A 12337-nucleotide genomic window follows, 5' to 3' on the forward strand; every position below is an offset into this window, starting at 1 on the left:
CGCCCGGCGGGTTTACCGCCACCATGCCGCAACGCCAGAGGGGGAAAGATCCGGTCATGCCGCACCGCGTCCTGTTGTGCCGCACCCTGCACCCGGCCGGCATGGCCGTGCTGCAGGCGCGCCCCGATCTCGAGATCGTCGCGCTGCACGATCCGCCGGTCGAGCAATTCCACCAGCACCTCTCCTCGGCCGATGCCGCGCTCTGCTGGCTGGAGCGCGTGGACCGCGCCGCGCTGGCGGCGGCGCCGCGGCTGAAGGTCGTCTCGCGCTACGGCGTCGGCTTCGACACCGTCGACATCCCCGCCTGCACCGAGCGCGACATCCCGGTGATGGTGACGAACGGCGCCAACGACCTCTCGGTCGCCGAGCACGCCATGATGCTGCTGCTCGCCGTCGCGCGACGCGCCCTCGACCACGACCGTCATGTGCGCGGCGGTGGCTGGTGGGACGGGCCCGATCCCCGCATGGTCGATCTCGCCGGCCGCAGCGTGCTGGTCGTCGGCTATGGCCGCATCGGCAGCCGCGTGGCGAATTACTGCCGCGCCTTCCACATGCGAGTGATGGTGATGGATCCCGGCTTCCATCCCGCCCGCATCGCGGCGGATGGCTTCGTGCCGGTCCGCGACCTGCATCAGGGCCTGGCGCAGGCGGATGTGGTGACGCTGCATTGCCCGCTGAGCCCGGCGACGCGGCACCTGATGGACGAGGCCGCCTTCGCGGCGCTGAAGCCCGGCGCCATCCTGGTGAACACGGCGCGCGGCCCGATCGTCTCGCAACCCGCCCTGGTCGCGGCCTTGCAAAGCGGCCGGCTGCACGGCGCCGGGCTCGACGTGCTGGAGGTCGAGCCGTCGGATGCCGGCAACCCGCTCTTCGCCCTGCCGAACCTCGTCATCAGCCCGCACAACGCCGCCAGCACCGAGGAGGGCCTCGCCCGCATGGCGCGGCAGGCGGCGCAGAACATCCTCGACGTGCTGGATGGCCGCCGCGACCCGGCCTTCATGGTGAATGCCGAGCTCGCCCGCCCCCAAGACCAGCGCCGCTGAGGAGCCGATGATGAAGCTGTTCCATTCCGCAGCCTCGCCCTTCGTCCGCAAGGTGACGGTCTGCGCCGCCGAGCTCGGCATCGCGCTGGAGCGCCTGCCGAGCGCCGCGCATCCGATCGACCGGGACAAGACGATCATTCCCCTCAACCCGCTCGGCAAGGTGCCGACGCTGATCCTCGAGGACGGCACGGCGCTCTTCGACAGCCGCGTCATCTGCGAGTATCTCGACAGCCAGGCGGGCGGTGGCCGCCTCTTCCCCGCCGCCGGCCCGGCCCGCTGGCGGGCGTTGACGGAACAGAGCCTCGGCGACGGCATGCTCGATGCCGGCATCCTGCTGCGCTACGAGGGCGTGGTCCGGCCGCCGGAAAAGCAGTCCGAGGCCTGGCGCGCCGGCCAGATGGACAAGATCGCCTGCGGCCTGGCCGAGCTCGAGACGCGCGCCGCCGGCTTCGGCGAGCGGGTCGATATCGGCACCATCACCATCGGCTGCACCCTGGGCTGGCTGGATTTCCGCTTCGGCGATCTCGGCTGGCGGCAGGGCCGGCCGCAGCTCGCCGCCTGGTTCGAGCGCTTCGCCCAGCGGCCCTCCATGGCCGGCTCGCAGCCCGCCGCCTGAGGCAACGGGCGCCGACCGCGCCCCGCTTCATCCGGTCCGGGCATGGGGGGTATTCGCGGGAGGAGTTGCTCCCGCGGGACCCCGCTGCGCTAGGCTCGCCGCAACCGGCGGAGAGCCCGCATGCCCGCGAAGCAGCTGCATCTCGGCGCCTTCATGCGCCCGATCTCCATCCATACCGGCGCCTGGCGCTATCCCGGCGCGTGGCCGGATGCGAATTTCAACCTGAACGCTTATGTCCGGCTGATCCGGAAGCTGGAAGAAGGCTGCTTCGACGCCTTCTTCATGGCCGACCACATGGCGGTGCTGAACATGCCGCCCGAGGCGCTGCGGCGCAGCCACACCATCACCTCCTTCGAGCCGCTGACCCTGCTCTCGGCGCTGGCAATGGTGACGGAGCGGATCGGCCTGATCGCCACCGCCAGCACGACCTACAACGACCCCTATCACATCGCCCGGAAATTCGCCTCGCTCGACCATATCAGCGGCGGCCGGGCCGGCTGGAACCTCGTCACCACCGCCAATCCGGACGCCGCGCTCAATTTCGGCCATGACGCGCATATGGCGCATGGCGAGCGCTACAAGCGGGCCCGGGAATTCTACGACGTCGTCACCGGCCTCTGGGACAGCTTCGCCGACGACGCCTTCCTCCGCGATGTCGGGAGCGGCATCTTCTTCGACCCGGCGCGGATGCATGTGCTCGGGCACAAGGGGCCGGAGCTGTCGGTGCGCGGCCCGCTCAACATCGCCCGGCCGGTGCAGGGCTGGCCGGTCATCGTGCAGGCCGGCGCCTCGGAGGCGGGGCGGCAGATCGCGGCCGAGACGGCCGAGGCGGTCTTCGGCGCCTCGGCCACCATCGAGGAGGCCCGCGCCTTCTATGCCGACGTGAAGGGCCGGATGGATCGGCTCGGCCGCGACCGCGACCACCTGAAGATCCTGCCCGGCTGCTTCGTCGTCGTCGGCGACAGCCTGGAGGAGGCGCAGGCGAAGCGGGCCCGGCTCGACGGCCTGGTGCATTACGAGAGTGCCGTCGCCTCGCTCTCGGTCGCGCTCGGCGTCGATGCCTCCCGCTTCGACCCGGATGCACCCCTGCCGGAGATCCCCGAGACCAACCAGAGCAAGAGCGGCCGCGAGCGGGCCATCGCCCTGGCACGGCGCGAGGGGCTGACCGTGCGCCAGCTCGCCCAGCGCCTCGGCGGCTATGGCGGGCTCGCCATGCTCGGCACGCCGGCGATGATCGCCGACCAGATGCAGCTCTGGCTGGAGAGCGAGGCCTGCGACGGCTTCAACGTGATGTTCCCCTTCCTGCCCGCCGGGCTGGAGGAGTTCGTCGACCGCGTGGTGCCGGAGTTGCAGCGGCGCGGCCTGTTCCGGCGCGCCTATGAAGGCAGGACCCTGCGCGAGCATCTGGGCCTGCCGAGGCCCGGGAATCGCTTCTTTCCGGATTGACGCCGGGGCCACGCGGCCCCGGCATCCGTCCCTCAGTCCGGGTGGCTCAATTCCGGGTGGCGGGCGCCGCCGCCCCGGTGGCGCCGGTCGCGGTGCTGCCGCTGAGGCAGCTGCTCATGAAGCGCTGCCGCGCATCGCCGCCCAGCTTGCGGCCCGCCGCCTCGGCGTTGCAGCTCTTCATCCGCTCCTGCTGCGCCGTCAGCGCCGGCTGGGCCGGCGCCGCCGCGGTGCGGCCGGCCAGGCAGTCGCGCATGAAGCCCTGGCGGGCGTCGCCGGCGAGGCTTTTCGCGCCGGCTTCGCTGTTGCAGCTCTTCATCCGTTCCTGCTGCGCGGTGAGCGGCGCCGCGCCCCCTTGGGCCTGCGTGCCCTGGGCCTGAGTCCCCTGGGCCTGCGTGCCTTGGGCCTGCGTAGCCGGGGCCCAGGCGGTGGACGTCGCAAGGGCCGCCAGCAGGGCGAGCCCCGGGGCGAGGCGCCGGCGCATCAGCGCGGCTCCCGCGCCGTGGCGGGCGCCAGGGCTTCCGGCGTCGCCGAGCGGGCGGCGGCCTCCGCCGCGGCGCGGTCGAGCACGTCGAGCGGCCCTTCGGTGCTCAGCCAGCGATGCACCAGGCCGCTGATCACGGCGCCGATGATCGGGGCCACCCAGAACATCCAGAGCTGCTGCAGCGCGATGCCGCCGACGACCAGGGCCGGGCCGGTGCTGCGCGCCGGGTTCACGCTGGTGTTGGTGACCGGGATGCTGATCAGGTGGATCAGCGTCAGGCCGAGACCGATGGCGATCGGCGCGAAGCCCTTCGGCGCCCGCTCCGAGGTGCTGCCGAGGATGATCAGCAGGAAGAAGAAGGTCATCACCACCTCGGTGACGAAGCCGGCGCCGAACGCAAACTTGCCCGGCGAGGCCTCGCCGAAGCCGTTCGCCGCCAGCCCCTTCACCGCGATGTCCCAGCCCGGCTGACCGGAGGCGATGCTGTAGAGCAGGAAGGCGCCGACCACGGCGCCGACGACCTGGGCGACGATGTAGGGCAGCGCCTCGCCGGCCTTGAAGCGGCCGGCGGCGACGAGCCCGCAGGTGACGGCCGGGTTGAGGTGGCAGCCGGAGATGTGGCCGATGGCGAAGGCCATGGTCAGGACGGTGAGGCCGAAAGCCAGTGACACGCCGACGAGGCCGATGCCGACCTGCGGGAAGGTGGCAGCCAGGACGGCGCTGCCACAACCGCCAAGCACGAGCCAGAGCGTGCCGAGGAATTCCGCTGCGAGCTTTCGAGACACCAAACTTACCCTCCACGAGGGGCCGCCCCTCCGGCACCCCAACGTCGGCGCGGAGTGTACTGCGAGTTGCGTTCGTGGTTCGGGCGTCGCGGGAATGTGTCGAATCAGCAGAGAATGCCTGGGCATCGGCTGGATCGCGTCCTCTGCCCCGCAGACTGGTCCGATGCCACACCCTGGGATTGCTTCTTCTTTCGGCACTACCCGCCAGCGGCGACCACGAATGCCAATCTTTCGGTCGAAGGCCCGCCTGACTGCATCGATTCGCACCTGTCGGCTATACTTTGCCTCCGCTTTCAGCTACAGGCGCCTGCTCCTTCGCCCGTCGGCCGTGCCTGGCACCGCAGCGGGCAACGGGACCGCCGCCGGAAACCACGCTCCTGGGCCGGCGTTGTGCGGCCCCGCTCCGCAGCACTCGTTCCGGATACCCCGCGATGTACATCCGCACCGGCTACACCCTGTCCTTCGAAACCAACGGCCCGACGCCGATGAGCCTGCTGCTGAGCGTCCGGCCGGAGCGGCGGGGCGACCTGCGCAGCTCCGATGTCATCGCCTTCGACCCGCCGGTGCCGGCCACGCAGCATCTCGACGCCTTCGGCAACACCATGACGCGCATCGTGGCGCCCGGCGGCCCGCTGACCATCTCGGCCGACTTCCTCATCGAGGATAGCGGCCTGCTCGACGAGGCTGCGCCCGAGGCCCGCCAGATCCCGCCTGCGGAGCTGCCGGACGAGGTGCTGCCTTTCCTGCTCGGCTCCCGCTACTGCGACACCGACAAGCTGTCGCAGATCGCCTGGAACCTGTTCGGCACGGCGCCGGAAGGCTGGGGCCGGGTGCAGGCCATCGTCGACTTCGTGCACAACCGCCTGCGCTTCGACTACCAGCTCGCCGACGCCACCCGGTCCGCCTCCGAGGGCTACTGGCAACAGGTCGGCGTCTGCCGGGATTTCGCGCATCTGGCGATCGCCTTCTGCCGCTGCATGAACATCCCGGCGCGCTACGCCACCGGCTATCTCGGCGATATCGGCGTGCCGAAGGACCCGGCGCCGATGGACTTCTCCGCCTGGTTCGAGGTCTACCTGCAGGGGCCGGAGGGCGGCCGCTGGTACACCTTCGATGCGCGGCACAACAAGCGGCGCATCGGCCGCATCGTCATGGCCCGCGGCCGGGACGCCACCGACTGCGCGCTGACGACGAGCTTCGGCACGGCGATCCTCACCCGCTTCGAGGTCCATACCGACGAGGTGGTCGGCGGCTTCGCGCACCAGGCGCCGCGGATCGCCGCCGCCGCGGCCTGAAGGATGGCTTGACCGCCCCCCGCGCGGGGGCGGAGGCTCGCCGGATGCAGACGCCCATCGCCGGCTGGCACGCCCATGTCTACTACGACCCCGCCGCGACCCGGCCGGCCGCGGAGGCGGTGCGGGCGGGGATCGCCGGGGCCTTTCCCGACGCCATCCTGGGGCGGTGGCACGACGTGCCGGTCGGGCCGCATACGGCGGCGATGTACCAGGTCGCCTTCCCGCCCAGCCTCTTTGCCGCGCTGGTGCCCTGGCTGGCCCTGAACCGGCAGGGGCTGTCGGTGCTGCTGCATCCCGAGACCGGCCGGCAGCGGGCGGACCACACCCGCCACGCCCTCTGGCTCGGCACCCCCCTGCCCCTCAAGGCCGAGCTGCTGCCCGAATAGCCGTTGCCCGCGTAACTTTGCCGCCCCTTGCCGCGTTGCCGCTGCCGCACCGCGGAGACCTCGGCGCATGTCGCGCAGCACGGCCGCCATTTCCACCCCCGCCCTCGCCGGGCATCCGGCGATGCGGGCCATGCTGCTCGGCGCCCTCGGCGTGGTCTTCGGCGATATCGGCACCAGCCCGATCTACGCCTTCCGCGAGAGCCTGCGGACCGCGGCCGCCCATGGCATCCCGGCGGACGAGGCGGTCCTCGGCACCGTGTCCCTGATCCTCTGGTCGGTGACGCTGGTCGTCGCGGTGAAATACGTCGTCTTCGTCATGCGCGCCGACAATGACGGCGAGGGCGGGACCATGGCGCTGCTCTCCCTCGCCCTGCCCGCGGCCGGCCGCCTCAGGCCGCTGCTGCTCCCCATCGGCCTCGCCGGCGCCTCGCTCTTCTTCGGCGACGCGATGATCACGCCGGCCATCTCGGTCCTCTCGGCGATCGAGGGCGCCACGGTCGCCGCGCCGCGGCTGCAGCCCTATGTCATCCCGGCCGCCCTGGTGGTGCTGGCCGCCCTCTTCCTTCTCCAGTCGCGCGGCAGCGGCAGCGTCGGGCGTCTCTTCGGCCCGGTCATGGCCGTCTGGTTCGTGACGCTGGCGGCGACCGGCCTGTGGCAGGTGCTGCGGCATCCCGGCATCCTGGCCGCGCTCGATCCGCGGCACGCGCTGCAGGTGATCGGCACGGGCGGCGGCTTCGCGGCGCTCGGCAGCGTCTTCCTCGCCGTCACCGGCGGCGAGGCGCTCTACGCCGATATGGGCCATTTCGGCCGGCCGGCCATCCGCATCGACTGGTTCGCCGCCGTCATGCCGGCGCTGGTGCTGAACTATCTCGGCCAGGGGGCGCTCGCCCTGGCCGATCCGGGCAGCCTCGCCGATCCCTTCTTCCACCTCTTCCCGGGCTGGCTGCTGCTGCCGGCCGTGCTGCTCGCCACCGCCGCCACCGTCATCGCTAGCCAGGCGGTGATCTCGGGCGCCTTCGCCCTGGTGCAGCAGGCCATCCAGCTCGGCGTCCTGCCGCGGCTCGAGGTCCGGCAGACCTCGGAGGAGGCGGCCGGCCAGGTCTATGTGCCGCAGATCAACTGGCTCCTCGCCCTCGCCGTGCTCGGCCTGGTCCTCGGCTTCCGCAGCTCGGAAGCCCTGGCGAACGCCTATGGCATCGCCGTCGCGGGCGACATGCTGGTGACGACGATCCTGGTCGGCCTGGTGGCGCATGCCCGCTGGGGCCTGCCGCTCGCCGCGGTGTTGCCCGTGGCCGGCGCCTTCCTCGCCCTCGATCTCGGCTTCGTCGCCGCGAACCTGCACAAGATCCCGGCCGGCGGCTGGTTTCCGCTCGTCGTGGCGACGATCTGCCTGACCCTCCTGCTGGTCTGGATCCGCGGCCGGGCCGTCCTGCTCGAGCACCGGGACGAGGGCGCCGCCGAGCTCGCGCCCTTCCTGGCCAAGCTGGTTGCCGCCGGCGCCCCCGGCCGCGTCCCCGGCACGGCGATCTACCTCACCACGCGCCGGGCGCTGATGCCCGGCGCCCTGGCCCTCAACCTCAAGCACAACGGCGTGCTGCATGAGCGGGTCGTGCTGCTGACCGTCCAGGGCGAGCGCGTGCCGCGCATCCCGGAGGCGGAGCGGCTGCGGATCGAGCCGCTGCCGCACGGCTTCTGCCGCGTCCTGCTGCGCTTCGGCTTCGCCGAGCGGCCGAGCGTCCTGCCGGCGCTTGCCCTGCACCAGGAGGCGCTCGGCTTCGATCCCGGCACCGCCTCCTGGTTCCTCGGCCGCGAGGTGCCGGTGCCCTCCATGCGGCCGGACCTGCCGCCCTGGCAGGAACGGCTCTTCGCCTTCCTGACGCGCAACGCGGTGGGCGCCACGGATTACTTCGGCATCCCGAGCGACCGGGTGGTGGAGCTCGGCACGCGGGTCGAGATGTAGCGCGCGGCGTGGGGGCCAAACCCTGGTCTGGCACCATGTCTGGCCGCTTGGGTCACGTCGTCAGGCGCCGCCCGGCCGCGGCACCGGCTCCCAGCCGCCGCCGAGCGCCTTGTAGACCGCGACGAGATCGGTCGAGACCGCGGCGGCGCTTTCGGCCACCGCCAGCTCCGCCGCCAGCCGGGTGCGGTCGGCATCGAGCACCTCGAGGAAGGTGCCGAGCCCGGCGGTGAAGCGGGTGCGCGCCAGGTTCGAAGCCCGCCGTGCCGCCACCGCCTGGCGCCGCAGCCCGTCGCGCCGCCCCTGGTCGCCGTAATAGGAGGCCAGTGCGTTCTCCACCTCGTGCAGCGCGTCGAGCACGGTGCGGCGCCAGACGATGGCCGCCGTGCGTTGCCGCGCCTCCTCGAGCCGGATCTGCGCCCGCAGCCGGCCGCCCTCGAAGAGCGGGATGATCAGCGCCGGGCCGATGGAGAAGAAGCGGCTCGCCGTCTCGAAGAGATTGACCGTGTTGCCGGATTGCAGCCCGATCGAGCCGTTGATGCGCAGCGTCGGGTAGAGCTGCGCCGTGGCGACGCCGATCCGGGCCGTCTGCGCCGCCAGGGCGGCCTCGGCGGCGGCCACGTCCGGGCGGCGGCGGATGGTCTCGAGCGGCAGGCCGATCGCCACCGCGGGCGGCGCCGGCGGGATCGGCGCCGCGCTGGCGAGGCGCTCGCGCAGCGTCCCGGGCGCCTGGCCGAGCAGCCGGCTCAGCCGGTTCATCGCCTGCGTCACCTGCGCGTCGTATTGCGGCAGCGTCGCCTCGGTGCTGGCGACCAGCGCATCGGCATTGGCCACGTCCACCTCGGTGGCGAAGCCGGCGCCGTAGCGCGAGCGGGTGAGCTGGGCGTTGTCGCGCTGCAGGCGCAGGCTCTGCCGCGCGATCTGCTGCCGGGCCTGCAGCCCCCGCAATTCGAGATAGGCGCGCGCCGCCTCCGCCCGCAGCGACAGGCGCACATTGTCGAGCTGGCGCTCGGCCGAGCGGATATCGGCCTCCGCCGCCTCGACGCCGCGCCGGGTGCGGCCGAAGAGGTCGAGCTCCCAGGCCGCGTCGAAGCCGGCCTGATAGATGGTGAAGCCGGGCTTGGGGCCGGTCGAGATCGGCACGCCGGAGGCCGCGTTGGGCTGGGCCGCGGTCGCCGAGGCGCCGCCGCCGGCAATGGCGGCGAAGGGGCTGTTCTCGCTGATCCGCAGCCGCGTGTCGGAGGCCTGGGCATCGAGGGTCGGCCAGAAGCCGGCATAGGCGATGCGCCGCTGCTCCCGCGTCTCGGCGATGCGCGAGGTGGCCTCCTCGAGATCCGGGTTGCCCTGCTCGACCGAGGTGACGAGCCAGGTCAGCGTCGGGTCGTGGAAGCTCTCCCACCAGGCCGCGTCGATCGCGCCCGCCTCCGCCCGGCTGCGGGCATAGGCGGGCGGCGACAGGCTGGCCTCGGTCCAGCCCGCGGGCACCTGCGGCACCGGGCTGGCGAAGTCCGGCCCGACATTGCAGCCGGCGAGCAGGAGCGCCGCCCATGGCGCGAGCCGGCCCCGCCGCATCCCTCTCCGCGTCCCCCTATCCATGGCCACCGGATCCGGCTCCCTTCGGCACGTCGCGCATCAGGAAGACCAGCGGCCAGAGCACCAGCACCGCCACGCCGAGCAGCCAGAACGCGTCCATATAGCTGAGCACCTGCGCCTGTGCCTGCACCTGGGCGGCGAGTTGCGCAAGGGCCGCCTGCGACGCCTCCCAGGCCCCGAGCCCGGCACCGCGCAGCGCCTGCTCGGTCTGCCGCAGATGCTCGGTCCAGAGCGGATTCGTGTCGCGGGCGGATTCGATCAGCCGGTTCTGGTGGACCTGCGCGCCATGCACCACCACCGCGTTCATCACCGAGATGCCGACCGAGGCGCCGAGGTTGCGCATCAGGTTGATGAGCGCGCTGGCGTCGTTCGTCTTGTCGGGCGGCAGCCCGATATAGGCCGCCGTGGTGATCGGCACGAAGAGGAAGGGCAGCGCCACCACCTGCACCACGCGCAGCATCGAGACGTGCCAGAAGGACATGGTGAGGTCGATCCGGGTGGCATGCAGCAAGGCGCCGCCCGACCAGAGCAGCGCGGCGAGGATCACCCAGCGCGGCTGCACCAGCGTCGTCAGCTTCCCGGCGAATGGCATGACGAAGATGGTGCCGATCCCGCCGATGGCGAGCGTCAGCCCGGCCGTGGTGGCGTCGTAACCCATCAGCTCCTGCGTCAGCTGCGGCAGGAGTTGCGTGGTGCTGAACAGCGTGAAGGCGACGAGGAACATGATCAGGCAGGCGGCGAGGAAGGAGCGGTAGCCGAAGAGCCGCACATCCACCGCCGGCCGCGCCTGCCGCCGCTCCCAGGGGATCAGCAGCACGAAGCCCGCGATGCAGAGGACGGTCAGCCAGGAGACCAGCGGCGACCAGAAGCCGTCGTCGATCACGGCGCGGTCCAGCACGATCTGCAGGCTGCCGAGCGCCATGGCGGAGAGGCCGAAGCCGACCCAGTCGATGCCGCTGCCCTCGGCGAGGAAGCGCCGCCGGTCCTCCTGCACCGCCGGCGGCTCCTGCACGAAGACCGAGACCAGGACGAGCGACAGCGCGCCGACCGGCAGGTTGATCAGGAAGATCCAGTGCCAGGAGTAGTTGTCGGTGATCCAGCCGCCGAGGGCCGGCCCGATCGCCGGCGCGGTGACCACCGTCAGCCCGTAGAGGGCGAAGGCCTGGGCGCGCTTCTCCGGCGGGAAGGTGTCGGCGAGGATCGACTGCTCCACCGGCGCCAGGCCGCCGCCGCCGATCCCCTGGATGGCGCGGCAGACCAGCAGCAGGCCGAGGCTCGGCGCGAGCGCGCAGCCGAGCGAGGCCAGGGTGAAGAGCGCGACGCAGCCCATGTAGAAGCGCTTGCGCCCGAGCGCCGTCGCCAGGTAGCCGGAGACCGGCAGGACGATGGCGTTGGTCACCAGGTAGGTGGTCAGGATCCAGGTGCTCTCGTCCTGGCTCGCCCCGACCCCGCCGGCCATGTGGCGCAGGGCGACATTGGCGATGGTGGTGTCGAGCACCTCCATGAAGGTGGCGATGGAGACGATGGAGGCGATGAGCCAGGGCGAGCGGCGGCCGGCGGCCGAGCGCGGCAGGTCGGCCATCTAGTTGCGGATCCTGACGCTCGGCACCACGGAGAGGCCGGGCGAGAGCGGCAGGTCCCTCGCCCGCGCATCCTCGATGACGATCTTGACCGGCACGCGCTGCGTCACCTTCACGTAGTTGCCGGTGGCGTTCTGCGGCGGCAGCACCGAGAAGCGCGCGCCGGTGCCGGACTGGATGCTGTCCACCCGGCCGGCGAGGAGCGGGCGCGGATAGGCATCGACCCGCAGCTGCACGGCCTGGCCGGGATGGATGCGCCGCAGCTGCGTCTCCTTGAAATTCGCGGTCACCCAGACCTCGGGCTCGACGATCGAGAGCAGCGCCTGCCCCGGCGTGACGTAGTTGCCGACCTCGACCCCGCGATTGGCGACGCGGCCGGCGACCGGCGCCGTGATGCGGGCATAGGAGAGCTGCAGCCCGGCATTCTCGACCGCCGCCTCCGCCTCGCGCAGCGCCGCCTCGGCCGCCTGGCGCTGCGCCTCCGCCGCCGCCGCCTGGGCCTCGGCCGCCGTTACCTCCTGCTTCGCCGCCTCGACCCGGGCACGGGCGCTGCGGGCTGCGGCCTCGGCGTCGTCGGATTGCTGGCGGGTCACGGCGCGCGGATCGACGCTGCGGAACCGGCGGAGCGTCGTCTCGGTGTTCTCCCGGTCCGCCTCGGCGATGACCTGGTTGGCGCGCGCCTGGCCGATCGCCGCCCGCCGCACCGCCAGCTGCGCCTCGGCCTCGGCGATCTGCGCCGCGGCGCTGCCGCGCCGGGCCACCGCATTGGCCAGCGCCACCTCGAAATTGCGCGGGTCGATCTGCACCAGGAGCTGGCCGGCCTGGACCGGCTGGTTGTCCTCCACCAGGAGCCGCGCGACCGGGCCCGAAACCTGCGGCGCCAGGCGGGTCACATGCGATTCGAGGAAGGCGTCGTCGGTCGATTCCCAGAGCCGCGCCTGCCACCACCAGGCGGCACCGCCGCCCAGCACCAGGAGGCCGGCAACCAGGCCCGCCGCGATCAGCCAGCGCCGGCGGCCGGGCGATGCCGGCGTCTCCCCCTCCGCCGCATCGGCGTCCGGCGGGGGCGATCCCCGCCCGCGGCTGCGCGCCGCGGCCTGACTCTCCGATGTCGGCGGCACGTCGTCCATGCGCGGCAGGCCCCTGTCACGGCGC

General features: G+C 72.4%; 11 protein-coding genes. 6 read left to right on the plus strand and 5 right to left on the minus strand.

Annotated features, from left to right (window positions below; all coding sequences use genetic code 11):
• Window positions 1-56: 56 nt before the first annotated feature.
• The 3 genes from DOO78_RS14335 to DOO78_RS14345 all read left to right on the plus strand — a co-directional run bounded on the left by DOO78_RS14335 (window position 57) and on the right by DOO78_RS14345 (window position 3105).
• A complete protein-coding gene (locus tag DOO78_RS14335) occupies window positions 57-1043 on the plus strand; it encodes a hydroxyacid dehydrogenase (protein WP_165838898.1) in 987 nt (328 codons plus the stop codon).
• Between the two features lie 7 nt (window positions 1044-1050).
• Window positions 1051-1659, plus strand: coding sequence for a glutathione S-transferase family protein (locus DOO78_RS14340; RefSeq protein ID WP_243634550.1), 609 nt, complete (start codon window positions 1051-1053; stop codon window positions 1657-1659).
• A gap of 120 nt (window positions 1660-1779) precedes the next feature.
• The gene (locus tag DOO78_RS14345; protein WP_111470543.1) at window positions 1780-3105 is read left to right on the plus strand and encodes an LLM class flavin-dependent oxidoreductase; all 1326 of its coding nucleotides are present in this window, start codon (window positions 1780-1782) and stop codon (window positions 3103-3105) included.
• Window positions 3106-3151: 46 nt separating this feature from the next.
• Here DOO78_RS14345 and DOO78_RS14350 read toward each other — a convergent pair whose 3' ends face one another.
• Together DOO78_RS14350 and aqpZ are read right to left on the minus strand one after the other, a co-directional pair.
• A complete protein-coding gene (locus tag DOO78_RS14350) occupies window positions 3152-3586 on the minus strand; it encodes a PsiF family protein (RefSeq protein WP_111470544.1) in 435 nt (144 codons plus the stop codon).
• On the minus strand, window positions 3586-4371 hold the full coding sequence (aqpZ, locus tag DOO78_RS14355; RefSeq protein ID WP_243634551.1) for an aquaporin Z: 786 nt from the start codon (window positions 4369-4371) through the stop codon (window positions 3586-3588). The genes DOO78_RS14350 and aqpZ overlap by 1 nt, the downstream gene beginning before the upstream one ends.
• A 431-nt stretch (window positions 4372-4802) precedes the next feature.
• Between aqpZ and DOO78_RS14360 the strand changes: the two genes are divergently transcribed.
• From DOO78_RS14360 to DOO78_RS14370, 3 genes are all read left to right on the plus strand, one after another.
• Window positions 4803-5666 carry a transglutaminase-like domain-containing protein gene (locus DOO78_RS14360; RefSeq protein ID WP_111470546.1) on the plus strand — a complete coding sequence of 288 codons (864 nt, stop codon included), beginning with the start codon at window positions 4803-4805 and terminating at the stop codon, window positions 5664-5666.
• 44 nt (window positions 5667-5710) lie between these two features.
• On the plus strand, window positions 5711-6052 hold the full coding sequence (locus DOO78_RS14365) for a DOPA 4,5-dioxygenase family protein (RefSeq protein WP_111470547.1): 342 nt from the start codon (window positions 5711-5713) through the stop codon (window positions 6050-6052).
• 67 nt (window positions 6053-6119) lie between these two features.
• The gene (locus DOO78_RS14370) at window positions 6120-8012 is read left to right on the plus strand and encodes a potassium transporter Kup (RefSeq protein WP_111470548.1); all 1893 of its coding nucleotides are present in this window, start codon (window positions 6120-6122) and stop codon (window positions 8010-8012) included.
• Between the two features lie 60 nt (window positions 8013-8072).
• Here the strand turns inward: DOO78_RS14370 and DOO78_RS14375 are convergent, their stop codons facing one another.
• The 3 genes from DOO78_RS14375 to DOO78_RS14385 are packed head-to-tail and all read right to left on the minus strand — an operon-like array spanning window position 8073 to window position 12312.
• Entirely contained in the window at window positions 8073-9581 is a 1509-nt protein-coding gene (locus DOO78_RS14375) for an efflux transporter outer membrane subunit (protein WP_165838899.1), read from the minus strand.
• Between the two features lie 16 nt (window positions 9582-9597).
• A complete protein-coding gene (locus tag DOO78_RS14380) occupies window positions 9598-11184 on the minus strand; it encodes a DHA2 family efflux MFS transporter permease subunit (RefSeq protein ID WP_111470550.1) in 1587 nt (528 codons plus the stop codon).
• Window positions 11185-12312: an HlyD family secretion protein gene (locus tag DOO78_RS14385; protein ID WP_111470551.1), complete on the minus strand. Its 1128-nt coding sequence runs from the start codon at window positions 12310-12312 to the stop codon at window positions 11185-11187.
• Window positions 12313-12337 lie beyond the last annotated feature (25 nt).

It is taken from the genome of Roseicella frigidaeris (assembly GCF_003258945.1).
GTDB classification, from domain to species: domain Bacteria; phylum Pseudomonadota; class Alphaproteobacteria; order Acetobacterales; family Acetobacteraceae; genus Paracraurococcus; species Paracraurococcus frigidaeris.